Source organism: Pseudomonas sp. YNh (assembly GCF_037993085.1).
Classification (GTDB): domain Bacteria; phylum Pseudomonadota; class Gammaproteobacteria; order Pseudomonadales; family Pseudomonadaceae; genus Aquipseudomonas; species Aquipseudomonas putida.
Genome location: NZ_JBBMRJ010000006.1, coordinates 199369 through 223068 on the forward strand (window position 1 = coordinate 199369; position 23700 = coordinate 223068).

Below are 23700 nucleotides of genomic sequence, written 5' to 3' on the forward strand. Positions count from 1 at the left end.
GCGCAGGTTTGAAATACTGTGGAGTAACTGTGGGAGCGGGTTTACCCGCGAAGAGGCTAGAACAGGCACCCATTCAGCCAGCCTTGTACAAGGATCCCCAATGCCCAGCCCCGTCCTGATCGCCATCGACGCCTCCCCCGCTTCCAGCGCCCTGCTCACCCTCGCCCGCCGCTTCTGCCGCCCCGTTCAACACGAACTGCACGTGCTGCTGGCCATCGATTCCACCTTCGCCGTGCATGAGCAACCTGCGCCCTACACCGCCGAGGAACTGGAAGAATACCCCGCCGCCTGCGAGGAACAGCAGCATGCCGACCACGCCGTAGCCGAGGCCGTAAGCGAGCTGCAGCACGCCGGCTTCACCAGCCAGGGCTGCATGGTGGCCGGCCAGCCGGTTGAAGCGATTGTGGCCAAAGCGCGGGAATTGAACTGCGAACTGATCATCATGGGCCACCGCCACCTGTCGCGGTTGGGGCGGTTGCTGGACCCGTCAATCAGCGCGAAGGTGATTGACCGGGTAGACATGCCAGTCTTGGTGGGCTCTGCCTGACCGCTCATCACCGTGGTAATGCACCTGCATTGACAAGGCAATGCAATCGCATTACCTTGCACTGTATCGCTGTCACCCACAGGACATTACCCATGGCTGCCACCTTCGACGTCGAGTCCACGCTGACCGATCGCTATCAAACCACTGTTCCCGAAACGGTGCGGCGCGCCTTGGGCTTGAAAAAACGTGACAAGATCCATTACTCGATTCGCCCCGACGGTGGGGTGATACTCACCCGCGCAGAAGCAACCGAGGACGATCCGGTACTGGGCAAATTTCTGGATTTCCTGGCGCACGATATCGCTACCAACCCTCAACGGCTGCAGGTTGTCGATGCTGGCCTCATCGCGCGCCTCGACAAGCTTGTCGGCGACGCGGAGGTCGACCTGGATCAACCTCTGTCGGCGGACGATGAATGAGTGATGCGAGCAGGAAGCCTCTGGTTATTCATGGATGGACTGTAATTGCCCACCCGCTGTTCCTGGCCAAACTGGACGCGCTAAGCGCTCAAGTCGAGGCTCAACGGGACAAAGACCCAACGGGTTATACGAAAAGAAATGCCTTTAAAAGGCTGGCCGCCATCCGGCGGTTGGCGTTCGATGTAATCCCTCAAGACCCGACCAAACCCGAATACCGGCAAGGGGCAACACTTGGCGGTGACCACAAGCACTGGTTCAGAGCAAAGTTCTTCCAGCAGTACCGGTTGTTCTTCCGCTACCACACCCCCAGCAGGATCATCGTGCTGGCCTGGGTCAATGACGAGTCGAGCAAGCGGGCCTGCGAAAGTAGCGACGATGCTTACAAGGTCTTTCAAAAGATGTTGCATAGCGGCCACCCACCGGACGATTGGGACCAGTTGCTGCAAGAGGCTGCCGCAGATTGAGCCGACTGGCTAATACGCATGCATCAGCAGGGCTCTCACAGATGATGCGGGAGGCCGGGATGGTTGCGAAGGTCAACCTTTGCCAGGCTTGACTACCACCGTGCACGTCGTCCCCGCCGCCAGCAAAAACCCTTCCGGCACTTCATCGATGTGAATACGTACCGGCACCCGCTGCGCCAGGCGCACCCAGTTGAAGGTGGGGTTCACGTCGGCGATCAGCTCGCGGCTTTGTGGGTTGTCGCGGTCATAGATACCACGGGCGATGCTCTCTACATGCCCTTTGATGCGCTCGCCGCTCATCATCTGCAACTCGGCCTGGTCACCCACCTTCACGTGGGGCAGCTTGGTTTCCTCGAAGAACCCGTAGACCCAGAACGAATTTTCGTCGACCACCGCCATCACCGCCTCACCCGTGCGCGCATAGTCGCCCCTGTGGATGTTCAGGTTGGTCACGTAGCCATCCACCGTGGCGACGATATGGGTGCGCTTGAGGTTCAGCTCTGCTGCAGCCAGTTCGGCAAGGGCTTGCTGGTAATCGGCCTGGGCGGAGTTGGCGATATTGCTGGCGTCGTCGCGGTTTTCCTTGGAGATCACCAGGTTGTCCATGTCGGCACGGCGCTTGGCGTTGACCTTGCGCATTTCCCAGGTGGCCTTGCGCGAGGCGACCATGGCTTTGGCCTGGTCGACCGCCAGTTGGTAGTGCTCGGGGTCGATCTGGATCAGCAGGTCGCCCTTCTTCACCCGCTGGTTGTCCTTGACCGGCACATCCACCACGTAACCCGGTACGTCGGCGGCGACGTTGATGATGTCGGCGCGCACGCGACCGTCGCGGGTCCATGGCGTGGTCATGTAGTGCAGCCACAGCTGGCGACCGATGGCCACGGCAGCGACCAGCACCAGCAGGGTGGCGATCAGGCTGAAGAACTTTTTCATCGAAGGTTTCTCACCAGTAGACAGTAAGCGCCATGGCGCCGAACAGGCAGACGAACAGGCTCAGGCGCAACAGCGCCGGGTGCCAGAAGAAGCGGTAGCCATCATGGCTGGCGATGAACCGGTCCAGGCCCCAGGCCAGGCCAAGGGCGAACAGGAACATCAAGGTCATGGTGGGCATGTACACGCCATGGAAGGCGATTTCACGGGGCATGGTGCAATCCTTTCGCCGGTGCCAGTGGCGACTGTGGGTCCAGCAAGGAGGAACGGATGAAGTGCAGGTAGCTTTGCGCGCGGCGCAGTACCGAAGTGTCGAAGTGCCGGGCGAACGGTTCGTCGGTGGCCTGCACGCGGGCAATGGCATGGTCCACGGCGACCAGGGCGCGTTCGTGGTTGCTCGCACTGGGCTGCAAGAACAACCGCGTCAGGGCACGGCCCATGACGCGGATGGCCTGGCGCCACGGCTGCGACTCGGCGTAGGCCGGGTGCACCGGTGCGCGGGCTTGTTCCTTGCGCAGCTCGATCACGGCGTGGCCGATTTCCAGCACGGTGAACATCCAGCCCATCAGCTGGCTCTGCACCTGCGGCTTGCCGGCCGCCAGGCCATAGGCCTGGTGCAACAGGTCGCGGGTGCGGCTTTCGAAGGCCGTGCCGATGCCGCGCAGGCGCCCGCTGATGGCAAACAGCACCTGCTCGCGCAGCTCTTGCTCCAGGCGGCTCCACAACCAGCGGCTGTTGGGCGGCAGGATGATCGCCCCGGCGGCGGCGCAGACAAACATGCCGATGACCATGCCGATGTAGTCGTTGATGAAGGTGTACGGGTCATACACAGTGAGGTTGTTCGGCACCGAGCCAATCGCAAAGAACACCAGCAGGCCGATGCCGTAACCGGCATAGGCCGGGCGTGACGAGAGAAACGCGCCCAGCACGAACACCGGCGCCAGCACCATGCACAGCAGCGGGAAGCCGTCGATCCAGGGGAACACGAAGAAGGTTTCGAAAAAGCCGATGAAAGCACCGATGGCGGTGCCGCAGGCCATCTGGAACGACATGCGCTTAGGGTTCGGCGAGGCCGCCGAGAGGCCCACGGTGACGGTGGCGATCAGGGTCATCATGGCGCCACTGGGCCAGTCACTGAGCAGCCAGTAGCTGCCCAGCAGCAACAGCACCGCCGAAGCGCGGATACCTGCAGCCAACGACACCAGCCAGCTGGTCTGCGCCACGTAGGGCTCGTCCCACTGCTCGCGTTCGTGCTTGTGCGCAGCCAGCGAGGCGTGGGTTTCGGCGTAGCTGTACATCTCGTCGACGAAGCGGTACAGCAGTTCGAACGCAGTGTGGAAGTCGAGCAGGTCGGATTCGCTGGGCTCGGTCGCCAGGTACTCGGCGCGCAGCCCGCGCACTTGGGCTTGCAGGCCTTCCTTGTAGGCCGCCAGCTCCAGGGTCAGGCGCAGTGCATCGGCGTCGGTCAACGCCCGGCCCACGTAAGGCTGCAGCAGCTCCACCAGGGTGTTCAGGCCCGGCTCGATGGCACTGACGATCTGCAGCGGGCCACGGGCACGCAGGCGTTCGAGCAGGCGATGCAGGGCATTGAAGCGCGTGGTAATGGCCATGAACTCGCTGTTCATCCGTACCAGCCGGCCACTGCGGCGGCGCATGTGCGGGTCTTCGAAGGCGGTGACGTTGCGCAGGCTCTCAAGGCCCACGGCCTCGGCAACGAAGCGCACGTTGCTGCTCTCGAAACGGTCCTTCTGGCTATCGCCACGCAGGGCCTCGACCACCACCCCGGCGAACACGCCAAAGCGCTGGTACAAAGCGTTGCGCATGGCAGCACTGGCCGACTGCGGCAGGATTGCGGCGCTGACGAAGGTCGACACCAGAATCCCCAGGGCAATTTCCAGCACCCGCCATACCGCGGCCATGAATGCCTGGTCAGGGTGCTGCAGCACTGGCAGGCCGATCATCGCAGCGGTGTAGCCGGCCAGCACAAAGCCATAGGCGCGGAAGGTGCGGTAGCGCATGGCGCCGGCCGAGCACAGGCCCACCCACAGCGCCAGGCTAGGCAGGAACAGCTCGGTGTTCTGCGGGAAGATGGCGATCAGGGCCACCATCATCGCCGAGCCGGCCAGGGTGCCGAGCACCCGGTAGAAGCTCTTGGCGAACACATGCCCGCTTTGCGGCTGCATGACGATGAACACGGTGATCATGGCTGTGCGCGGTTGCGGCAGCTCCAGGCGCATGGCCAGCCACAGGGTGATGAACGCGGCGGCCAGCACCTTGAAGATGTACACCCAGGTCACGCCGTCGGTGCGTGCCCAGGCAAAGAAGCCCCGGCGCCACTCCAGGCTTTGCAGCCAGCGCACGGGCAAACTGGAAGTGCTCATTCGGCGTTATCCGGCTTCTTGTCGAAAATGGCCAGGGTGGCCGGGGTTTTCGGCGCGGCCTGGCGTTCCTCTTTCGGCGCATCCTGACCGGCCTGCAGGCCACCACCCAGGGCGGTCACCAGCTCGGCATGGGCGATCAGGCGGGCGGCCTGCACCTGCTGCTGCACCTGTTGCTGGCGGAACAGCAAGGTCTGCGCGTTGAGCACGTTCAGGTAGTCGGTAAGGCCGCGCTGAAAGGCGACCATGGCGATGTCATAGGTTTTCTGCGCGGCGGCAACCGACTCGGCAGCGAAGTGCGACTGTTCTTTCATCGACTCGCGGCGGATCAACTGGTCGGAGATGTTCTTCAGTGCCCCCACCACGGTCTGGTTGTAACGGGCCACAGCCACGTCATACCCCGCCGAGGCCACACCCAGTTCCGAGCGCAGGCGGCCACCGTCGAAGATCGGCAAGCTGATGGCCGGCCCGACGTTGTAGTTGAACTTGCGCCCGGTCAAGAATTCCAGCGGGCCACCGCCGGTGGCCATGAAGCCGAGGCTGCCAACCAGGTCGACGTTGGGGAAAAAGCCGGCGTGGGCGACGTCGATACCTCGCGCCTGGGCGGCCACCTGCCAGCGGCTGGCGACCACGTCGGGACGCTGGCCGACCAGTTCGGCAGGCAGGTTCGATGGCAGTTTCAACGGCGCGGCCAAGGCCAGGGCCGGGCGCTGCAATTGCGCGCCCTCCCCCGGGCCCTTGCCGGCCAGTGCGGCCAGCTGGTTGCGGGTCAGGGCAATGTCTTCGTTCAGGCTGTCGAGCTGGCGGTGGGTTTCCGGCAGCGGCGCTTCGGCCTGGCTGACTTCGAAATGGGTACCGATGCCGGCATCCAGGCGGCGTTTGGCCAGGGCCAGGATCTGCTCCTGCTGCTCCAGTTCGGCCTTGACGATATCGCGCTGGGCAAAATGCAGGCTCAGCTGGATATAGGCGCGCACCACGTTGTTCTGCAGCTCCAGCTGCGCCTGGCGGGCTTCGGCCACGCTCATGTGTGCCTGGTCGACGGCCTGCTCGCTGGCATTGCGTTCGCGGCCCCAGAGGTCGAGGGCGTAGCTGAAGCCGATGGCGGCGTTGTTGTCCCAGGTGTTGGCGCCCGACAGCGCGCCCGGGCCGTAGAACTGGTCTTCAGGCCAGTTGTGGCGCTTGAGGGTGGCCTGGCCGTTGGCCTGGAGCTTTTCCGCCGACTCGACCACGCCGGCCATGGCCTTGGCCTCACGTACCCGCGCTGCTGCCATCGCCAGGCTCGGGCTGCCGGCCACGGCCAGGGTAATCCAGCGATCCAGCTGCGGGTCGCCATAGGCGTGCCACCACTGCTGGTCGGGCCAATGGGCGTCGGTCGCGGCTTCGCGTATGGCCGCGTCGGTGGTCAAGGTATTGGCTTGCAGCGTCTTGCTTTGCGGGGCGATGCCCCAGGTTCCGATACAGCCACTCAAGGTGAGGGCAAGGGCACAGGCACTGAACGCATTGAGCGTTCTGATGATGCGACGCGGCACAGCTGCGATTTCCCGAGGAAGAGGTGAAGGGGGCTGGGCAATTCTAGGGGGCGGCAGCACTGGCGATAAGCGCAGATTCCTGCGAATCTTTGTTACCAAAACAGCGATAATCCGCCTTTGGTCGAAGGCAACTTTTCAGCTTTTCTGCGTTACTTCGTGACACAATTTTGTCCTCTACATCGAGAGTGACCCATGGACACCCTGCAAAACATGCGTGCTTTCAGTTGCGTAGCCCAGCTTGGCAGCTTTACCGCTGCTGCCGCGCAACTCGATACGACCACCGCGAACGTGTCGCGGGCGGTCTCCAACCTGGAAGCCCATCTGCAAACAAGGCTGCTCAACCGTACCACCCGCCGCATTGCGCTGACCGAGGCCGGCAAGCGCTACCTGATGCGCTGCGAACAGATTCTTACCTATGTGGAAGAAGCCGAAGCCGAAGCCAGCGATGCCCATGCCCGCCCGGCCGGGCAGCTGAAGGTGCACTCGATGACCGGGGTGGGCCAGCACTTCGTGGTCGATGCCATTGCCCGCTACCGCGAATCGCACCCGGACGTCACCTTCGACCTGACCATGGCCAACCGCGTGCCCGACCTGCTTGACGAGGGCTATGACGTGTCCATCGTGCTGGCCACCGAACTGCCCGACTCCGGGTTCGTGTCGCAGCGCCTGGGCATCACCTACAGCATCGTCTGCGCCTCGCCCGACTACATCGCTCGCCACGGCAGTGCGCAAAAGCCCGCCGACCTGCTCAAGCACGCCTGCCTGCGCATGGTCAGCCCGGTGATCCCGCTGGAAAAATGGCTGTTCGACGGCCCGGAAGGCCAGGAGATGGTCAACATCACCAGTTCGCCGTTCATGGTCAATACAGCTGATGCCATGAAGACTGCCATCCGCAGCGGCATGGGCGTAGGCGTGCTGCCGATCTATTCGGCCATCGACGGCCTGCGGGATGGCAGCCTGGTGCGGGTGCTGCCCGAATACCGCCTGCAGGAGCTGAACCTGTACGCCATCTACCCGTCGCGGCAGTACCTGGATGCCAAGATCAAGACGTGGGTCGAGTACCTGCGCAACTCGCTACCGGAGATTCTCGCGGCCCATGAGGCGGACCTGAAAACCCATCAGGTGCTGATCGCCAACTAAAAAGCTGCTGCATTGCGGGGGTGGACAATGGTAGGTTGCTAACCATTACCTACCCCCGCCTTGCAGAGAAGTTGCCCGATGAAAAAGACCGTCCTGGCCTTCAGCCGTATCACCCCGGCCATGGCCGAGCGCCTGCAGCAAGACTTCAACGTGATTTTGCCCAACCCCAAGCTGGGCGACATCAACGCCCAGTTCAACGAGGCCCTGCCGGAGGCCCACGGCCTGATCGGTGTCGGGCGCAAGCTGGGCCGTGCGCAGCTTGAAGGCGCGGCCAGGCTGGAGGTGGTGTCCAGTGTGTCGGTCGGCTACGACAACTACGACCTGGACTACTTCAACGAACGCGGCATCGCCCTGACCAACACCCCCGATGTACTCACCGAAAGCACCGCCGACCTGGGCTTCTCGCTGGTCATGGGCTGCGCCCGCCGCACTGCCGAACTGAATGCCTGGACCAAGGCCGGCAACTGGCAGGCCACCGTGGGCCCGGCCCTCTTCGGCAGCGATGTGCATGGCAAGACGCTGGGTATCGTCGGTATGGGCAACATCGGAGCCGCCATTGCCCGTCGCGGCCGGTTCGGCTTCAACATGCCGGTCATCTACGCGGGCAACAGCCGCAAGACCGCGCTGGAGCAAGAGCTGGGCGCGCAGTTCCGCAGCCTGGAGCAGTTGCTGGCAGAAGCGGACTTCGTCGTCATTGTGGTGCCATTGTCCGACGCCACCCGCAAGTTGATCAGTGCGCGTGAACTGAAGCTGATGAAACCAAGCGCGTTCCTGATCAACATCGCCCGCGGGCCGGTGGTGGACGAAGCCGCGCTGATCGAAGCGCTGCAGAACGGCACCATTCGTGGGGCAGGCCTGGATGTGTACGAGAAAGAGCCGCTGAGCGATTCGCCGCTGTTCAAACTGCCCAACGCGCTGACCTTGCCGCACATCGGTTCGGCCACTGCCGAAACCCGTGAGGCCATGGCCAACCGCGCGATGGAGAACCTGCGCGCGGCTCTGCTGGGTGAACGGCCGCGGGACCTGGTGAACCCGCAGGTGTGGAAGGGCTGATAGTTATTCGTTGCCTGCACCGGCCTCTTCGCGGGTAAACCCGCTCCCACAGGTACCCCACAGCCCTCAGGACCTGTGCAATACCTGTGGGAGCGGGTTTACCCGCGAAGAGGCCGGTACAGGCAACAGATTATCTATTTGGCCACCAAAATACCGTCAGCCACCTTGGCCTTGGGCTTGCGAAACACCAGCACATTCCCCGCCATCACCGTCACCAGCCCCAACAAGGCCGGCGCCGTCCACTGATACCCCTCGGCCACCGCCGACACATTCAAAGCCACCAACGGGAACAGCACCGTGCAATAGGCTGCCCGCTCCGGCCCCATGCGCCCGACCAGGGTCAGGTAGGCAGTGAAGCCGATCACCGAACCCGGAATCACCAGGTACATCAGCGAACCGATGTAGCGGGTGTTCCACTCCATGGTGAAAGGAATGCCGCTGAACAGGCAATAAACCATCAGCATGGCTGCCCCGTAGACCATGCCCCAGGCATTGGTAGTCATGGGCTTGAGCCCGGCCTTCTGCTGCATGCTCGACAGCATGTTGCCTGCCGAGAAACACAGCGTGCCGAGCAGGGCAAGGCCAAGCCCGAACAGGGTCTCGCGGCTGGCGGCATGGTGGGACAGCTCTGGCCAGAACAGCAGCCCCAGGCCGAGCAGGCCCAGGGCACCGCCGCCCAGTACATTGGCGGCGATCTTCTGGCCGAAGAAGACCCGCGCGTTAAGTGCGTTCCACAGGGTTGCAGTGGAGAACACCACGGCGATCAGGCCACTGGCAATCCACTGGCTGGCAGTGAGGAAGCACATGAAATTGACGCAGAACAGGCACAAGCCCTGGGCCAGGCAGATCTGGTGGCCGCGGCGGTTCATGGGCTGCAGGCGGCGGGTGAGCAGCAGGATGGCGAACAGGATGAGGCCGGCCAGGGCGAAGCGATAGACGATCGAGACCGGGATGGCGACAACGCCCAGCTGGAGCTTCAAGGCGATCCAGGTGGTGCCCCAGATCAGGACGGTAAGCAGGTAGAGTGACAAGTTCATGGGTAGGGCTCCTCAGCGGTCGTCCATTCACACCGGGGCCGCTTCGCGACCCATCGCCGGCAAGCCAGCTCCCACAGGTACAGTGCCCGGCTTGAGGCAGATGCTGTACCTGAGGGAGCTGGCTTGCCGGCGATCGAGGGTGCAGCCCTCGCCAGTGCCACCAGTATTTGCCCTATGCGGCGCCTGGCGCTTGCACAAACTTGCGCTTTTCCTTTGCCGGTAGCTGTCACTCGATGCAAGGCGCAGTAGGATGGCTGGCAAGAGGAGCCCCCCATGACGCCACTCACCCAACTGCAAGTGTTCAACGCCATGCATGCCTCGCCCCACGCCAGGCTGGAGCTGAGCGCGCACCTGGGCGATGGGCTGGCGGCGGCGCTGTGGAGCAACCGCGACGATGCCCGCGACTATCACGCCCCGACCCACCACACCCTGTCGTGCTACATCGCCGACGGTACCGGCACCTTTCGCCGCCAGCGCCCGGCCGACAAGGGCGCGCCCGGCAAGCTGTGCGTGATGCCAGCCGGGCAGGAGTCGAACTGGGTGGTAAATGGTGCAATCCGCCTGGCGCACCTGTATGTCAGCGAGGCGCAGTTCGCCCTGGGTTGTGTGCGCCTGCTCGACCGGGAACCGCGTGAACTGCAGTTGCAGGAAGCGACTTTTCTCGACGACCCGCAACAGGCCGTGCGCTTTCGCCAACTGATCCAGCTGGACTGGGACGAGCCCGGCGAGCGCTTGCTGGCCAGCAGCCTGGCCCACGAGATCGTCGACCATGCGCTGCTCAACCAGGTCGGGCTGCGCCAGGGCCTGCGCCTGAAAGGCGGGCTGGCGCCGAACCTGCGCCGGCAGCTGGTCGATTACATCGAGGTGCACCTGGACCAGCCGATTACCCTGGGCGAACTGGCCTTGCGCTGCAACCTGTCCGAATACCACTTTGCGCGCATGTTCCGCAGCAGTTTCGGCCTACCGCCGCACCAGTATTTGCTGGCCCGGCGACTGCACCGGGCCTGCCAACTGCTGCAGCTGGGCGTAATGCCGCTGGGGGAGATTGCGCTGCTGTGCGGGTTTGCCAGTGCCAGCCATTTCAGTAACCGGTTCAGGCAGGCGCTTGGTGCAACACCCGGGGAATACCGTTCGGCATTCAAGTCGTGAAACGGGGCCGCTTTGCGACCCCAAATACCTAGAATTCGAAGGTGCTGGACAGGCTCACCTGCCGCGCATCCCCGATAGCCACGAAGTACTGGTTCACCGCCGAGCTGTAGTAAACCTTGTCGAACAGGTTCTTTACGTTCAGCTGCAAACGCACGTTGTGCTCATCCAGCTTGGTCTCGTAGCTGGCGAACGCATCGGCCACGGTGTACGACGGCAGGTCGAAGGTGTTGGTCGAGTTGCCCGCCCGTTCACCCACATAACGCGCGCCTGCACCTACACGCAGCTTGTCGCCACCGAACAGGCTGCCGAAGTCGTACACAGCCGACAGCGAACCACTGTGTTTGGCAACGTTCTGCAAACGGTTGCCCTCAAGGTCCGGGTCTTTTGTAACCTTGGCATCGGTGAAGGCATAGCTGCCGATCAAGCTCCAGTGATCGCTGAGCTGGCCGGTCAGGTCAAGCTCCACACCTCTTGAATTGACCTCACCGGCATTGCTGTAGACCGTCTCGCCAGTCCCGCTGTCGAAATTGGCAACCAGCACATTACGCTTGGTGATATCGAACAGCGCCAGCGTACCGGTCAGCCGACCGGGCATGTCCAGCTTGGCGCCCAACTCCCACGACTTGCCTTCCTCAGGTGCAACGGACGCGTCCAGCACCACACCGCCAGTCAGCGGCGCAATGCTGGAGTTGGGCTTGAACGACTCGCTGTAACTGCCGTAGAACGACAGCTGCTCATCAAGCTTGTAGACGATGCCGGCATGCGGCACCCAGGCCTGGCCGCTGTTATCGGTATTTGCCGTGAACGGGCGGCCGCGGCCGGCGTACTGGTCGAACTGCTGGAAGCGTGCGCCGGCCACCAGGATCCAGTGGTCATCCAGGTGCAATGCGTCCTGCACGAACAGTGCATCGGTGCGCAGCTTGTCGGTCTGGTCGCTGTCGCTGGCACGCACCGTGCTGCCTTCCACTTCCTGGCCGTAGACCGGGTCCACATAGCTGAAAATGGACTTGGCAGTCTGGCGAATCAGGTCGCCGCGATACACCTTGCGGTCTTCATGGTCGACGCCGAACAACAGGTCATTCTGCAGGCCGGCCAACTCCACATTACCGGCCAGGCTCAGGGTAGCGAACTGGTCACGGCTCATGGCGTTGTGGGTGCCATCGATGCTGCGTGTCAGCGTGCCTTTGGCTTCATTGACGCCGGTCACCCGTACCTGGCTGGCATCATAGGTCTCGCGGTTGAAGCTGTAGCCAAAGTGCAGCTTCCAGTCATCGGCCAGCTGATGGTCGACTTCCAGGCGATACAGGTCGGAGCGCCCTTCCATGTCGTTGAACGGCTCGTCCAGGCGGCGCGTGGCGGGGATGTTCAGCGGGTGGCCATTGCTGCCGAACGCTGTGCCCCGGTCGAAGGGGTAGAGAAACTCGCGGTGCTCGTAGGCCAGTACCACCTGGGTGTCTTCGCCCAGCCAGGCCAGCGACGGCGCCACCAGCGATTCGCGGTGCACGCCGTAGTTGCGCCAGTAGTCTTCGTCTTCATGGTCGACGATCAAGCGGTAAGCGAAGTTGCTGTCGCCCAGCGCACCGGTACTGTCGAGCCCGCCGCCACTGCCATTCTTGCCGCTGCCATAGGTCGAGCCGCGCACGTTCAGGGCGTTGTACTGTTGTAGTTGCGGGCGCTTGCTGACCACGTTGATCACCCCGCCCGGATCCTGGATGCCGTACAGCAGCGAGGCCGGGCCCTTGAGCACTTCAACCCGTTCGGTGCTGGCGTTGAGGCTACGCCCCTGCACGATGGGCATGCCATCGCGCATGATCGAGCCGTCGCGGTTGTCGCCAAAGCCGCGCTTCATCACCGTGTCGGACGTGCCGCCAAAGTTGTTGCCCTGGGTGATGCCGCTGACGTTGGCCAGCGCATCGTCGAGGTTGCGCGGTGCCTGGTCGCGGATGACCTGGGCCGGTACCACGTTGATGGCCTGGGGGATGTCCTGGTTCGGCCCCTGCCCGCGCATGATCGAAGCGCTGGCCGGGGGCTGGTAGCTGTAGTCGTCCAGCTGCGAGGTTACGTTGGTGGCCTGCAGGTTGAGGGCGCCTGAGGTGTCGGCGGGTTCGAGGGTCAGGGTGCGTGCGTCGACGCGACGCCAAGCCAGCCCGGTGGTGCCCAGCAGCTGTTGCAGTGCCTGCTCGGCGCTGAAACGGCCATTCAACGCGGGCGCCTGCCCGCCCGGCAGTTCGAGGGTGTAGACCACGCTCTGGCCGGTGGTGCGGCTGAAAGCGTTGAGGGCCTGGGCCAAGGGTTGGGCCGGCTGGGCGAAGGCATAGGCCTGCAACTGCTCGGCGGCGCTTGCCAGAGGGGCGACAGCCAAGGCCGGGACCGCAGTCAGGCCGAGCCAGAGAGGGACGCAACGCGAGGAGAACTTCATGGACGCTGACCTGTGAGAGGGTGACGATTGCGAATGAATCGCACTTTCACTCATTACACGGATGCCACGTCCTGTTACCTCACCCGTTGATGAAATTATTTTTCCTGTGCTGCGAAGAGGCCGGCACAGGCAGTTACCGGACCAGGGTCAAACGCCCCAACACGGTCTGCCGCGAAAAACCCATCACCTTGCCCAGCGAATCCAGCGCCAGCAGCGGCTCGGTCACCGGGAAGCTGCCGCTGACCTTGCGCTGCCCCAGTTCGCCATCCAGCAACAGGATGCGCCCCGGGTAATAGCGCCCAAGGTCTTCGACCACCTGCGCCAGCGGCACCTGGTAATAGTTCAGCCACCCCTGGCGCCAGGCCAGGCGGTTTTCACTGTCCACCGCCAGGGTGTCGCCTACCCTGCCTGCGCTGTAGGCCACCTGCTGGTTGGCCGTCAGCTCACGCGCAAGAGTGCCTTGCGCAGGGCTCACGCCCACACGCCCGCTGCGCACCGTCACCTGGGCGCCGTCGCCTTGCTCACGCACCTCGAACTGAGTGCCGAGCACCCGTACTTCGCCACCGCCGGCTTCGACCAGGAACGGCTCGCCGGTATGCGTGACCTCGAAGAACGCTGCGCCATGCAACAACCGCACACGGCGCTCTCCCTGGGCAAAATCGACCGCAATGGCGCTGCCGGCATCAAGCGTCACCCGCGACTGGTCGGCCAAAGTCACCTGGCGAACCAGCCCGGCACTGCTGTAGTCCGCCTGCAGGTCCTGCAACCAGTACGCCGGGTGCCAGCCACCGGCAACGCCCACGGCCAGCACCAGGCAGGCCGCCATCGCCAGTGCTGCCAGCTGCCGCCACGGGCCGCGGGTCGGCGGCTTGGCCATGGCATCCAGGTAGCGCTGCAGGGCGTCCTGTTCTTCGTCCGCCAGGCGCGCCGCCGGGGCGGCGCTTTTCTGCCACAGCGCCTGGGCCTGTTGGTAGGCGTCACGGTGCACGGGGTCGGCCAGCAACCAGCGCTTGAACGCAGCCCCTTCGGCTTGCGCGGGCTGCTCATTGATGCGGCTGAGCCATTGCAGGGCGGCCTGGGACTGCGCCTCGGTGATCGGGGGCAAACGGCTCATCGACGGGCACTCCCTGGCCGGCGTGGGGTGGACGCGGGCTCGGCAACACTCGCCTTGCACGCTTCAAGGGCGCGCATCATATGCTTTTCCACGGCGCTCTGGGACAACTGCATGGCCTTGGCAATTTCGCCGTACTTGCAGCCGTGGATGCGGTTGAGCAGAAAGATCTGCCGGGTGCGCTCGGGCAAGGCGCGCAAGGCAGCTTCGATGCGCTGCAGGTCGTGGTCGACCTCCAGCGCCTGCTCCGGCGCCTGAGCCATGGCCGCCTCGTCCATGGGCAAAGCGGCTTCTGCCACGCGTTCGCGGCTGCCTTCACTGCGCAGGTGGTCGATGGCCAGGTTGCCGGCACAGCGCAACAGGTAGGTGTCCAGCGCCTCGACCTTGACCTCGGGGCGGCGCCAGAAACGCAGGAACAGTTCCTGTACCAGGTCTGAAGCCGTGGCGCGGCAGCCAACGCGCCGGCTGACCAGCGCCTCCATGCGCGCCCGTTGGGCCAGAAACACCTGCACGAAACGTGCGCGCCCGCCACTGCTGTCGGCTTCGGGCTCGATGATATCCCCCTGCTCGCTCACAGGTTCACACGGCAAACACGGCCAGCAACGGGCCCAGCACCACGCTGGCGGCGGCCAGGCCCAGCAGCAGACGTGGCTGGTACGGCAGGCCGAACACCCACACGGTCACCCCGGCCATCATCACTGCCGTCCATTCCACCAGGCCATGGGCCCAGCCACGCAGGTGCACGCTGAGGATCAGCGACAGCATCAGCAGCAGCCAGCCGGCAACGCGCAACTGCTGTAACTGCCCGGGGCGCGGCTTGCGCCCGAGCAAATCGCTGAAGTGCTTTTCCATGGCCAGGCACAGGGCGACAAAACCTGCGAATGCAATCAGTGCGTTACCCAGCATCAGCTCACCTGCGCCGTTTCAGTGCCCGCTTTTTTTGCCGCGCGTGGCCGCTTGGCAACCGGTTTGGGGCTGCGCAGCATCTTGCCGGCCAGCCAGGCCAGGAACAGGCCAGTACCCAGGGCCGTCAGGTCGAAGCCGGCCATGGCCCAGTCACCCGCCTGCAACGAATGGTTCAAACCCCGGTCGGTGCTCAAGCCATTGAGCAGAGGCAGCAGGGCAAAGGCCAGCGCCCCCAGCGCCAGTTGCTCGCCCCATGCCCGGCGCCCACTGCGCAGCACGGCATGCACCAGTGACAAGCCCCAGGCGATGAAGAAGGCATTGACCTCCCAGCCGGCGCGGCCCTCGACACCCACCGGGATCAGGCGGTTGGCCCAGAAGAAGCCCGCCACCGCCAGCAGCAGGCCGCTCATGCTGGCGATATTGAGCACCTCGACCAGGCGCAACTCACCCGGCATGTGCGCGCTCTTGGCATGCTTGAGCTGGCGCTTGCCCAACCACATCACCAGCCCGGTGCCGATCACCGCAGTCCCGGCGACGCCAAAGAAGAAGTACAGCCAGCGCAGCCAGGGCCCGGCAAAATTGCCCATGTGCAGCCCGGCAAAACTGAAGGCAGTCATCATCGCCCCGCTCTCTGGCTTGCCCTGGCTCAGCAGCGCACCGCTGGCGCCGTCGAACGTCCAGTTGGCACTGCGCCGATAAGCCACGTGGTCGGCAGCCGACTGGGTGAAGGTGACGCGGGCATTGCTGTCGCCGGGGTTCTGCACCTGGATGAAGCCGATACGCGCGCCCGGTTGCAGTTCCTGGACCTTGGCGTACAGGGTTGGCAGCGCAACCAGCGGCGTGGCCACCTGGGCCGCTTTGGGCGAATCGTCGCGGCCGAACAGGTCGTTGAAGTACTTGCCCGTGTCATTGCCATAGCTGGCCATGATGCCCGCCGGCATCACCATGTACATGAACAGCACCAGGCTGCTGTAACTGATCATCAGGTGGAAGGGCAGCACCAGCACGCCGATAGCGTTGTGCCCGTCCAGCCAGGAGCGCTGGCCCTTGCCGGGGCGGAAGGTGAAGAACTCCTTGAAGATCTTCTTGTGGGTGATGATGCCGGTGACCAGCCCCAGTAGCATGATGAAGGCGCAGAAGGTCGACAGCCAGCGGCCAAACGGGTACGGCATCTGCAGCTGGAAGTGGAACCGGTAGAAGAACTCGCCACCCCGGCTGTCGCGTGCTTCCACCGGCAGGCCGGTCTGCGTGTCGAGGGTTTTGTTGACGAAGCCACGCGGCCCGCCGTTGGGGTCGCGATAGCCCACGCTCAGGGCCGCCTCACGCTCGTTGGGCATGTCGATGAACCAGGAAGCGGAATGCCCGGCATTGTCCTGCAGGTATTGCTGGGCCTTGTCCAGGCTAAGGGCCGGGTCCAGGGTATGACGGCGCACTTCGGGCTGCGCCCAGTGGGTGATTTCATCCTTGAAGTACGACAGCGTGCCGGTGAGGAAGATGGCAAACAACAGCCAGCCAAAGATCAGGCCGGTCCAGGTGTGCAGCCAGGCCATCGCCTGGCGGAAGCCTTCTTTCATGGGTTTTTCATCCAGTAGGCAACGCCGCTGATCATGCCCAGCAACAGGCTCGGCGCCAACACCCCCAGCCAGGCACGCCAGGCGCTGCGACAGGCGAAGCACCAGATGAATGCCAGCAGGTAGAAGACGAACGACAACAGCAGGCCAGTCAGCGTGGCGTCGACCTTAGGCAGTGGCGCCACCAAGGCAATGCAGACGCTGGCCATGGACGCCAGCAGGTAGCCGCCCAACAGCGCGGCCAGGCTGCGTGAGGCAACGGCCAGCCGATAGCTGAGCGAGAGGCCGGCGGTTTTGCGCGTCATGGCGAAGGTCCGGGCGTTTTTGGGGCTGCAATAATAATGATTTCAATTCTCATAGGCAAAGAGTTAGCGATGTGTTGCCTGTTCTGGCCCTATCGGCAAGCCAGCCCCCACAGGTATTGCACAGGGCTTGAAGACAGCGGGGTTATGTGGGAGCTGGCTTGCCGGCGATAGGGCCGGTGGAGATTGCCGAGCATTCTGCCCTGCAATACAATGCGAACAATTCTTACTACCAGTTGCGCTACCCGGCGCCGGAGTATCACGGTGCCCAGCGCGCTTACATCCACGGTCGAAGGCCTCTACCACGCTCATCACAACTGGCTCACTGGCTGGTTGCGCCGCCGCCTGGGCTGCCCGCAGAGTGCCGCCGACCTGGCCCAGGACACCTACCTGCGCCTGCTGCAGGCCCGCGAGGCGCCACAGTTGGTCGAGCCGCGTGCGTTCCTTGCAACGGTAGCCAAGCGCGTGCTGTGCAACCACTTTCGCCGCCAGGAACTGGAGCGTGCCTACCTGCAGGCACTGGCACAGGTGCCAGAAGAAGTAGCACCGTGCGAGGAGCAGAAGGCGATCATCCTGGAGACCCTGCTGGAGCTGGACCGCCTGCTGGACGGTTTGCCGTCACTGGTCAAACGCGCCTTCCTGCTGGCCCAGGTCGATGGCCTTGGCCAGGGTGAAATTGCGCGTGAACTGGGCATCTCGCTGGCCACGGTCAAGCGCTATCTGACCAAGGCGGCCATGCGCTGCTACTTCGCCCAATGAACGCCGCGTTTTCCCCACAGGTGGCGGAGCAGGCCGTGCAATGGTTGATCGAGTCCCAAGGCGATGATTTTGACCAGGCGCAGCGGTTGGCGCTGGAACACTGGCTGCGGGCCGACCAGGAGCACCAGCGTGCCTGGGCCCATATCCAGCAGGTAAACCAGCGCCTGCATGGGGTGCCCTCGCCGGTGGTGCACGCGACACTGCAAGCCCCCCACTCGCCCGCCCGGCGACGCGCGCTCAAGGCATTGCTGCTGGTGGGAGTGGCCAGTGCCACCGGTCTGGGGCTGCAACAGCACAACCCGATGCCCGGCCTGATGGCCGACTACCGCAGTCCGGTGGGGCAGCGCCGGCGCATGGGCCTGGAAGATGGCAGCGTGCTGCAACTTAACACCCGCAGTGCCGCCGACGTGCGCTTCGACGGGCAACAGCGCCGGGTGCGTTTGTTCGAGGGCGAACTGGCGCTACAGGTGGCCAGCGATGCCCGGCCGTTGCTGCTGCGCACCGGCGAAGGGGCCTTACGCCTGGACAGCGGGCGCTTCAATGTACGCCAGTTCGATGGCTACAGTCTCGTGTCGGTATTCGAGGGGGTGGCCAGCGTTGCAGGGCAACCGTTACTGGCTGGGCAGCAGGCACGCTTCACGGGTGCCTGGCGGTCGACTTCTGCGCTCGACCGCAATGTGGGCGCCTGGGTCGACGGCATGCTGGTGGCCTCGCAGATGCGCCTGGCGGATTTCCTGGCAGAGCTTGGGCGCTATCGCCACGGGCAGCTGGGGTGCAGCGAGCGGGTCGCCGACTTGCGCATCTCCGGGTCGTATCCGCTGGATGACAGTGAGCGCATCCTGCAAATGCTGGAGGTAGCACTGCCAGTGCGGGTGCGACGGTTCACCCGGTACTGGGTGACGGTGGAGCCAACAATGAGCTAAAGCAGGCCTGGCCTCTTCGCCGGCAAGCCAGCTCCCACCTTGAGCGCATAGGCCTTACGTCATGTGCATTCCCCGTGGGAGCTGGCTTGCCGGCGATGAGGCCGGTACAGGCAAATTATTTTCAATCAAGTGAGCCATTTTCCCAACCTTGCGTGACAGACATGGCAGAACCCCTCTCTCAGGACCCGACCCATGCCGTTGCGCCCCAGCCCCCTCCTCCACGCCCTGCTGCTCACCACCACGCTCGGCCTGGCCATGCCCGCCGCCCATGCCGAAACCCGCAGCTACCATATCGCCGCCGGCTCGCTTGAAGACGCACTCAACCAGTTTGGCCGCGAAAGCGGTGCGTTGATTTCGTTCGGCTCGCAACTGACCCAAGGCATCAGCACCCAGGGGCTGGACGGCCAGTACGATGTGCGCCAAGGCCTCGACGCGTTGCTGCGCGGCAGCGGCCTGCAGGTGCGGCAGGAAACCGACAATGCCTTCAGCTTGCAGCCAATCGGTAGCCCCGTTGCTGGCGCCCCGGTCGAGCTCGGCGCTTCCACCGTGGTCGGCGACTGGCTGGCAGAAGCGCAGCAGGACAATGTGTTCGAGCACCCAGGCGCCCGCGACGTGGTACGCCGTGAAGAGTTCGAGCGCAGCGGCGCGACCACCGCCCGCGAAGTGCTCAACCGCATCCCCGGGGTGAATGCCCCCGACAACAACGGCACCGGCAGCCACGACCTGGCGCTCAACTTCGGCATTCGCGGCCTCAACCCGCGCCTGGCGTCGCGTTCGACCGTGCTGATGGATGGCATCCCGGTGCCGTTCGCCCCGTATGGCCAGCCGCAGCTGTCGCTGGCACCGCTGAGCATGGGCAACATGGACGCCGTGGATGTGGTGCGCGGTGGCGGCGCGGTGCGCTACGGCCCGCAGAACGTCGGCGGCATCGTCAACTTCGTCACCCGGGCGATCCCCGAGCAGGCCACCTTCAAGGCCGCCATGCAAAACCAGATCAGTCCCTCCTCCAGCCACGACGGCTTCAAGAACAGCGCCAACCTGCTGGTCGGCGGTACCAACGACAACGGCCTGGGCGGCGCACTGCTGTACTCCGGCACCCGTGGTGGCGACTGGCGGGAACACAGCGACACGCAGATCGACGACCTGATCCTCAAGGGCAAGCTGCAACTGGATGAAGCCAACAGCCTGCATGCCATGGCCCAGTACTACGAGGGCGAGGCCGACATGCCCGGTGGCCTGAGCACCGCCGACTTCGCTGCCGACCCGTACCAGTCGACGCGCCTGAAGGACAAGTTCTGGGGCCGCCGCACGCTGTTCAACTTCGGCTACGACTACAAGCAGGACGACCGCCAGTTCAGCGTCAACAGCTTCTTCACCAAGACCCTGCGCAGCGGCTACCTGGACCAGGGCAGCTTCGTTTCGCTGTCGCCACGCGAGTACTGGGTGCGCGGCATCGAAACCCGCTTCTCGCAGGGCCTGGCGCTGGGCGATAGCTGGCACGAACTGGGCGTTGGCTATCGGTATGTCAACGAAGCCGGCCACGAATTGCGCTTCCGCGAGCCGGTGAACGGCAACCTGCCGACCACTGCCAGCCGCAACGACCGCGACACCCGTGGTAGCACCGAAGCCCACGCCATCTACCTGGATGACCGTATCGACATCGGCCGCTGGACCATCACCCCGGGCGTGCGCTACGAGATGATCGACTCCGAGCAGAGCAACAAGCTCAACGGCCAGCGCTACCAGGGCAGCTACAACACCGCGCTGCCGGCGCTCAACGTGATGTACCACCTGACCGACAGCTGGAACCTGTACGCCAACACCGAGGGCTCGTTCGGCAGCGTGCAGTACAGCCAGATGCCCAACCGCGTCAGCAGCGGCGAGGTAAAACCGGAGAAGGCACGCACCTGGGAAGTCGGCACCCGCTACGACAACGGCGACCTGCAGGCCGAGATTGGCGCGTTCCTGATCAACTTCGACAACCAGTACGAAAGCAACCAGACCAACGACTCGGTAATTGCCCGCGGCGAAACCCGTCACCAGGGTATCGAAACCAGCGTCCGCTATGCGCTGGATGGCCTGAGCCCGGCCCTGGCCGGCTTCGATGTGCACGCCAGCTATGCGTTCGTTGACGCCACCATCCGCGAGGACGGGCCGAACAAAGGGAACCAGGTGCCGTTCTCGTCGCGGCACAAGGGCAACCTGGGCGTGGGCTACACCGATGGCCCTTGGCAGCTGAACCTGGACGGCAGCTTCCAGAGCAGCCAGTACGCCGACAACGCCAACACCGGCACCGAAAGCGCCGATGGCAGCACCGGGCGCATTCCGGGTTACATGCTGGTCAGCACCCGCGCCGGGTACGACTTTGGCGCGCAGCTGTCGAACCTGAAGGTGGCGGTGGGCGTGAAGAACCTGTTCAACCGCGAGTACTACACGCGCTCCTACGATGACAACAACAAGGGCAAGTACGTGGGTGAGCCGCGAACGCTGTATGTGCAGACGTCAGTGGAGTTCTGATCAATTGTAAGGGGCCGCTATGCGGCCCTTCGCGGGCATGCCCGCTCCCACAGCAACCGCGCCAGCTCAAAGTCTGTGTAAACCCTGTGGGAGCGGGCGTGCCCGCGAAGGGCTGCACAGCAGCCCCATTTGCAACAAGAAATTTATTTTCAAAAAGGGCTTGAATTCGGTCCGCGGTTGCCTGACCTTAGAGTCAAGAGGCGCAGAAATTCCAAGGGTCTCAAAGGCCTAGGCGCGTCTCCATGCGAGCAAGCTGAATAAGGATTGAATCATGCAAATCCAGGTCAACAGCAGCAACCATTTCGAAAGCAACGCCCGTCTCGATCAGTGGGTCCGCAGTACCCTGCAGAGCTCTCTGGAACGTTACGAAGAAGACCTCACCCGCATCGAGGTTCACCTGCGCGACGAGAACGGCGCCAAGCCCGGACCGCATGACAAACGCTGCCAGATGGAGGCTCGCCCCAAAGGCCACCAACCGATTTCCGTGACCCATACTGCCACGTCTGTAGACCAGGCAGTCGACGGTGCCGCCACCAAGCTCAACCACGCGCTGGAACACTTCTACGGCAAGCTGCGCAGCAAGCGCGGCGCCCTGGAACTGAGCGACCCGGACGCCTGACCCCAGCAATGAAAACGCCCGGCCAAGTGCCGGGCGTTTTTATTTAAGGCCATTCAAGGGCTCCCTCAATTCACTACCCTCAGCCTTGGCACGGGGAACAGGTTCTCCAGGGTTGTCAGCAAACGCTTGTGATAAAGCGGCTTGCGAAAAAAATCCACCACCTGCAGGTGCATCAGTTCGCTGACATCATCCAGGTCGGCCTGCCCGGACATGACAATCACCGGCAGGTGCAGGCGGGCCGTATGCTCGCGCATGCGCCTGATCAAACCGATGCCGCTTTCCTCGGGCATACGCAGGTCGGTGATCACCAGGGCAACGTCCGGATGACGGGTAAGCTGTTGCAAGGCAGCCTGTACCGATGTCGCGGTCAGGCAGGCGAAGCCTTCGTTCTCTAAAAGTTCGGCCAGCTCCAGCAGAACGTCCTGCTCGTCATCCACCAAAAGGATCTGCTGGCGCGAGGAGGCGTTCTGCATGGCGTTGGCTCCTGTTCAATGGTCAAAGGGCATTTTTGATCGTGGTGAAGGTGGCGTTGACGGCCGTGGAGATGTCCCCGACGAATGCGGCCAACACCACTGCAACCATCGTCGCGATGACCGCGTATTCGATACCGGATGCTCCGTCCTTGCGATGCAGGAAGTTCATGCAGTGCAAAATGAACAGTTTCATGGCTCAGCTCCTTGCGGCATGCATGCCGGCGATGGCGGTATCAAAGTGACACCTATTTGCCATCAGCATCGTCAAGCTGGAGAGGTCTGCAAATGTATTAAAGGATTAATTACAAAGTATTAATTCCCGAGAATTAACACCCGTAAAGATGCTAACCCGCTGTATTTCCTCGACTTACTCACAATCCCTAAAAAAACCGCCTTGGCTCATGGCAAATGGTGAGGGCTGGGCTACCGTCCTATAGCGAAATAGTGACTTTTTGCCATCAGTCGACGCGTGCAGGGAGGCCGGGATGAGTAGTCGCTTGACCCTGATACTGGCGGCATTCTTCCTGCTGGCAGCACTGCTGGCAGGCTACTGGGGCATTGTGCTCAGCCGCCCTGCTGCTGTGCCTGCACCGGTTCCCCCTGCGGGCGAACAACCGGTTGTCGCCGTCGCCCCACCCCCCGCCGCTCCACCGGAGCCACTGCGTACAGCCGTCGTCGTCCTGCGCAAGGCACTGCCCGCCAATACGCCGATCACTGAAGACGATGTGCTGATCGAGCGCCTGCAGGTAGCCCCCGCCGGGGCCTACCAGCAAACCGCCCAGGTGATCGGGCGAACCAGCGCCAGGCCACTTGCCGCGGGCACCTGGCTGGATGAGTCCAGCTTCCAGGCCGGCGGCCCGCTGGCGCGGATGATCCGCGCCAACGAGCGCGCCGTGGCTGTCGGTGTGGACGAAGTGGTCGGTGCCGCCGGCCAAGTGCGCCCGGGTGACTACGTGGATGTGTTGCTGTTCCTGCGTGAAGAGCCCAACAACCCTCAGTCCTCCGCCCAGGTGGTGCTGCCGGCCTTGCGCGTGCTCAGCGTCGGCGAGCAGACGGGCCTGGCCAACGATGGCCGCCCGGCGCAGACCACCGAAGAGCAAAAGGCCCGGCGCGAACAGGCCAGCATGAGCGGCAACGGCACCCGCACGGTAGCGCTGGCAGTACCCGAGGCCTTCGCCAGCCGCTTGATGCTGGCTGCACAGGCCGGCACGTTGCGCCTGGCCGTGCGCAGTGCCGATGAACAACGCCTGGCCCGGTACTGGAACGAACCCGATGTAAAACCGCAGGTAGAAGCCGCCAACCGCGAACTCTATCGCTTCAGCCAGCTGTCCCAGTCGCCGGTGGTCAACGCTGCCAGCCTGGCGACCCGTAACCCCACACCCGCCATGCACATCATCCGTGGCGCACAGGCTGACGATACGAATAAAACCCCCTGACCCGGCAAGGATGCAGCG

At 63.7% G+C, this 23700-nt stretch carries 24 protein-coding genes; 11 read left to right on the forward strand and 13 right to left on the reverse strand.

Features of this window, described 5'->3' with window-relative positions:
* The first annotated feature begins 100 nt into the window (after positions 1 to 100).
* The 3 genes from WF331_RS08470 to WF331_RS08480 all read left to right on the forward strand — a co-directional run bounded on the left by WF331_RS08470 (position 101) and on the right by WF331_RS08480 (position 1430).
* Positions 101 to 547: a universal stress protein gene (locus tag WF331_RS08470; protein WP_284399181.1), complete on the forward strand. Its 447-nt coding sequence runs from the start codon at positions 101 to 103 to the stop codon at positions 545 to 547.
* A gap of 92 nt (positions 548 to 639) precedes the next feature.
* Positions 640 to 966, forward strand: a complete 327-nt coding sequence (locus WF331_RS08475) for a type II toxin-antitoxin system PrlF family antitoxin (protein ID WP_014859917.1) — start codon at positions 640 to 642, stop codon at positions 964 to 966.
* Entirely contained in the window at positions 963 to 1430 is a 468-nt protein-coding gene (locus WF331_RS08480) for a type II toxin-antitoxin system YhaV family toxin (RefSeq protein WP_340622799.1), read from the forward strand. The genes WF331_RS08475 and WF331_RS08480 overlap by 4 nt, the downstream gene beginning before the upstream one ends.
* Before the next feature lie 72 nt (positions 1431 to 1502).
* Here WF331_RS08480 and WF331_RS08485 read toward each other — a convergent pair whose 3' ends face one another.
* The 4 genes from WF331_RS08485 to WF331_RS08500 are packed head-to-tail and all read right to left on the reverse strand — an operon-like array spanning position 1503 to position 6267.
* Complete coding sequence (locus WF331_RS08485; RefSeq protein ID WP_284399190.1) at positions 1503 to 2363, reverse strand: efflux RND transporter periplasmic adaptor subunit; 861 nt, start codon at positions 2361 to 2363, stop codon at positions 1503 to 1505.
* Positions 2364 to 2373: 10 nt separating this feature from the next.
* Entirely contained in the window at positions 2374 to 2574 is a 201-nt protein-coding gene (locus tag WF331_RS08490) for a DUF1656 domain-containing protein (RefSeq protein WP_009685040.1), read from the reverse strand.
* Positions 2564 to 4741 carry an FUSC family protein gene (locus tag WF331_RS08495; RefSeq protein WP_041167558.1) on the reverse strand — a complete coding sequence of 726 codons (2178 nt, stop codon included), beginning with the start codon at positions 4739 to 4741 and terminating at the stop codon, positions 2564 to 2566. Before WF331_RS08495 ends, WF331_RS08490 begins: the two co-directional genes overlap by 11 nt.
* Positions 4738 to 6267 carry an efflux transporter outer membrane subunit gene (locus WF331_RS08500; protein ID WP_016497988.1) on the reverse strand — a complete coding sequence of 510 codons (1530 nt, stop codon included), beginning with the start codon at positions 6265 to 6267 and terminating at the stop codon, positions 4738 to 4740. The genes WF331_RS08495 and WF331_RS08500 overlap by 4 nt, the downstream gene beginning before the upstream one ends.
* Positions 6268 to 6459: 192 nt before the next feature.
* On the opposite strand from WF331_RS08500, the gene WF331_RS08505 reads away from it, so the two are divergent.
* Both WF331_RS08505 and WF331_RS08510 read left to right on the forward strand, forming a co-directional pair.
* Positions 6460 to 7407 carry a LysR family transcriptional regulator gene (locus WF331_RS08505; protein WP_016497987.1) on the forward strand — a complete coding sequence of 316 codons (948 nt, stop codon included), beginning with the start codon at positions 6460 to 6462 and terminating at the stop codon, positions 7405 to 7407.
* A gap of 78 nt (positions 7408 to 7485) precedes the next feature.
* The gene (locus WF331_RS08510) at positions 7486 to 8460 is read left to right on the forward strand and encodes a 2-hydroxyacid dehydrogenase (protein ID WP_340622800.1); all 975 of its coding nucleotides are present in this window, start codon (positions 7486 to 7488) and stop codon (positions 8458 to 8460) included.
* A gap of 134 nt (positions 8461 to 8594) precedes the next feature.
* On the opposite strand, the gene WF331_RS08515 is transcribed toward WF331_RS08510, so the two are convergent.
* Positions 8595 to 9497 (reverse strand): DMT family transporter, encoded by a 903-nt coding sequence (locus WF331_RS08515; protein ID WP_284399195.1) that lies wholly within the window; start codon positions 9495 to 9497, stop codon positions 8595 to 8597.
* A gap of 273 nt (positions 9498 to 9770) precedes the next feature.
* Here WF331_RS08515 and WF331_RS08520 point away from each other — a divergent pair, with 273 nt between their 5' ends.
* Positions 9771 to 10646: a helix-turn-helix transcriptional regulator gene (locus WF331_RS08520; protein ID WP_340622801.1), complete on the forward strand. Its 876-nt coding sequence runs from the start codon at positions 9771 to 9773 to the stop codon at positions 10644 to 10646.
* 28 nt (positions 10647 to 10674) lie between these two features.
* On the opposite strand, the gene WF331_RS08525 is transcribed toward WF331_RS08520, so the two are convergent.
* The 6 genes from WF331_RS08525 to WF331_RS08550 all read right to left on the reverse strand — a co-directional run bounded on the left by WF331_RS08525 (position 10675) and on the right by WF331_RS08550 (position 16958).
* Positions 10675 to 13065 (reverse strand): TonB-dependent siderophore receptor, encoded by a 2391-nt coding sequence (locus tag WF331_RS08525; protein ID WP_340622802.1) that lies wholly within the window; start codon positions 13063 to 13065, stop codon positions 10675 to 10677.
* Between the two features lie 133 nt (positions 13066 to 13198).
* Complete coding sequence (locus WF331_RS08530; RefSeq protein WP_340622803.1) at positions 13199 to 14179, reverse strand: FecR family protein; 981 nt, start codon at positions 14177 to 14179, stop codon at positions 13199 to 13201.
* Entirely contained in the window at positions 14176 to 14751 is a 576-nt protein-coding gene (locus WF331_RS08535; RefSeq protein WP_059395166.1) for an RNA polymerase sigma factor, read from the reverse strand. The genes WF331_RS08530 and WF331_RS08535 overlap by 4 nt, the downstream gene beginning before the upstream one ends.
* 4 nt (positions 14752 to 14755) lie before the next feature.
* Entirely contained in the window at positions 14756 to 15082 is a 327-nt protein-coding gene (locus WF331_RS08540; protein WP_016497980.1) for a DUF3325 domain-containing protein, read from the reverse strand.
* Positions 15082 to 16656 carry a PepSY-associated TM helix domain-containing protein gene (locus WF331_RS08545; protein WP_174369738.1) on the reverse strand — a complete coding sequence of 525 codons (1575 nt, stop codon included), beginning with the start codon at positions 16654 to 16656 and terminating at the stop codon, positions 15082 to 15084. Before WF331_RS08545 ends, WF331_RS08540 begins: the two co-directional genes overlap by 1 nt.
* Complete coding sequence (locus tag WF331_RS08550) at positions 16653 to 16958, reverse strand: DUF3649 domain-containing protein (protein ID WP_016497978.1); 306 nt, start codon at positions 16956 to 16958, stop codon at positions 16653 to 16655. Before WF331_RS08550 ends, WF331_RS08545 begins: the two co-directional genes overlap by 4 nt.
* Positions 16959 to 17168: 210 nt before the next feature.
* Between WF331_RS08550 and WF331_RS08555 the strand changes: the two genes are divergently transcribed.
* The 4 genes from WF331_RS08555 to WF331_RS08570 all read left to right on the forward strand — a co-directional run bounded on the left by WF331_RS08555 (position 17169) and on the right by WF331_RS08570 (position 21773).
* Positions 17169 to 17714: a sigma-70 family RNA polymerase sigma factor gene (locus tag WF331_RS08555; protein ID WP_115283644.1), complete on the forward strand. Its 546-nt coding sequence runs from the start codon at positions 17169 to 17171 to the stop codon at positions 17712 to 17714.
* Positions 17711 to 18637 (forward strand): FecR domain-containing protein, encoded by a 927-nt coding sequence (locus WF331_RS08560; RefSeq protein ID WP_016497976.1) that lies wholly within the window; start codon positions 17711 to 17713, stop codon positions 18635 to 18637. The genes WF331_RS08555 and WF331_RS08560 overlap by 4 nt, the downstream gene beginning before the upstream one ends.
* A 192-nt stretch (positions 18638 to 18829) precedes the next feature.
* Positions 18830 to 21154 (forward strand): TonB-dependent Fe(3+) dicitrate receptor FecA, encoded by a 2325-nt coding sequence (gene fecA, locus WF331_RS08565; protein ID WP_016497975.1) that lies wholly within the window; start codon positions 18830 to 18832, stop codon positions 21152 to 21154.
* A gap of 271 nt (positions 21155 to 21425) precedes the next feature.
* Positions 21426 to 21773, forward strand: a complete 348-nt coding sequence (locus WF331_RS08570) for an HPF/RaiA family ribosome-associated protein (protein WP_016489041.1) — start codon at positions 21426 to 21428, stop codon at positions 21771 to 21773.
* Between the two features lie 65 nt (positions 21774 to 21838).
* On the opposite strand, the gene WF331_RS08575 is transcribed toward WF331_RS08570, so the two are convergent.
* Positions 21839 to 22246: a response regulator gene (locus WF331_RS08575; protein WP_174369733.1), complete on the reverse strand. Its 408-nt coding sequence runs from the start codon at positions 22244 to 22246 to the stop codon at positions 21839 to 21841.
* Between the two features lie 22 nt (positions 22247 to 22268).
* Positions 22269 to 22439: a Flp family type IVb pilin gene (locus WF331_RS08580; protein WP_016497973.1), complete on the reverse strand. Its 171-nt coding sequence runs from the start codon at positions 22437 to 22439 to the stop codon at positions 22269 to 22271.
* A 292-nt stretch (positions 22440 to 22731) separates the two neighbouring features.
* Here WF331_RS08580 and cpaB point away from each other — a divergent pair, with 292 nt between their 5' ends.
* The gene (gene cpaB / locus WF331_RS08585; protein WP_340622804.1) at positions 22732 to 23682 is read left to right on the forward strand and encodes a Flp pilus assembly protein CpaB; all 951 of its coding nucleotides are present in this window, start codon (positions 22732 to 22734) and stop codon (positions 23680 to 23682) included.
* Positions 23683 to 23700: the final 18 nt, after the last annotated feature.

Bases quoted from the DNA above. Each gene is read 5' to 3' on its own strand.
- WF331_RS08470 (WP_284399181.1), top strand. From the start codon at position 101: ATGCCCAGCCCCGTCCTGATCGCCATCGACGCCTCCCCCGCTTCCAGC.
- WF331_RS08475 (WP_014859917.1), top strand. From the start codon at position 640: ATGGCTGCCACCTTCGACGTCGAGTCCACGCTGACCGATCGCTATCAA.
- WF331_RS08480 (WP_340622799.1), top strand. From the start codon at position 963: ATGAGTGATGCGAGCAGGAAGCCTCTGGTTATTCATGGATGGACTGTA.
- WF331_RS08485 (WP_284399190.1), bottom strand. From the start codon at position 2,363: ATGAAAAAGTTCTTCAGCCTGATCGCCACCCTGCTGGTGCTGGTCGCT.
- WF331_RS08490 (WP_009685040.1), bottom strand. From the start codon at position 2,574: ATGCCCCGTGAAATCGCCTTCCATGGCGTGTACATGCCCACCATGACC.
- WF331_RS08495 (WP_041167558.1), bottom strand. From the start codon at position 4,741: ATGAGCACTTCCAGTTTGCCCGTGCGCTGGCTGCAAAGCCTGGAGTGG.
- WF331_RS08505 (WP_016497987.1), top strand. From the start codon at position 6,460: ATGGACACCCTGCAAAACATGCGTGCTTTCAGTTGCGTAGCCCAGCTT.
- WF331_RS08510 (WP_340622800.1), top strand. From the start codon at position 7,486: ATGAAAAAGACCGTCCTGGCCTTCAGCCGTATCACCCCGGCCATGGCC.
- WF331_RS08515 (WP_284399195.1), bottom strand. From the start codon at position 9,497: ATGAACTTGTCACTCTACCTGCTTACCGTCCTGATCTGGGGCACCACC.
- WF331_RS08520 (WP_340622801.1), top strand. From the start codon at position 9,771: ATGACGCCACTCACCCAACTGCAAGTGTTCAACGCCATGCATGCCTCG.
- WF331_RS08525 (WP_340622802.1), bottom strand. From the start codon at position 13,065: ATGAAGTTCTCCTCGCGTTGCGTCCCTCTCTGGCTCGGCCTGACTGCG.
- WF331_RS08530 (WP_340622803.1), bottom strand. From the start codon at position 14,179: ATGAGCCGTTTGCCCCCGATCACCGAGGCGCAGTCCCAGGCCGCCCTG.
- WF331_RS08540 (WP_016497980.1), bottom strand. From the start codon at position 15,082: ATGCTGGGTAACGCACTGATTGCATTCGCAGGTTTTGTCGCCCTGTGC.
- WF331_RS08545 (WP_174369738.1), bottom strand. From the start codon at position 16,656: ATGAAAGAAGGCTTCCGCCAGGCGATGGCCTGGCTGCACACCTGGACC.
- WF331_RS08550 (WP_016497978.1), bottom strand. From the start codon at position 16,958: ATGACGCGCAAAACCGCCGGCCTCTCGCTCAGCTATCGGCTGGCCGTT.
- WF331_RS08555 (WP_115283644.1), top strand. From the start codon at position 17,169: ATGCGAACAATTCTTACTACCAGTTGCGCTACCCGGCGCCGGAGTATC.
- WF331_RS08560 (WP_016497976.1), top strand. From the start codon at position 17,711: ATGAACGCCGCGTTTTCCCCACAGGTGGCGGAGCAGGCCGTGCAATGG.
- fecA (WP_016497975.1), top strand. From the start codon at position 18,830: ATGCCGTTGCGCCCCAGCCCCCTCCTCCACGCCCTGCTGCTCACCACC.
- WF331_RS08570 (WP_016489041.1), top strand. From the start codon at position 21,426: ATGCAAATCCAGGTCAACAGCAGCAACCATTTCGAAAGCAACGCCCGT.
- WF331_RS08575 (WP_174369733.1), bottom strand. From the start codon at position 22,246: ATGCAGAACGCCTCCTCGCGCCAGCAGATCCTTTTGGTGGATGACGAG.
- WF331_RS08580 (WP_016497973.1), bottom strand. From the start codon at position 22,439: ATGAAACTGTTCATTTTGCACTGCATGAACTTCCTGCATCGCAAGGAC.
- cpaB (WP_340622804.1), top strand. From the start codon at position 22,732: ATGAGTAGTCGCTTGACCCTGATACTGGCGGCATTCTTCCTGCTGGCA.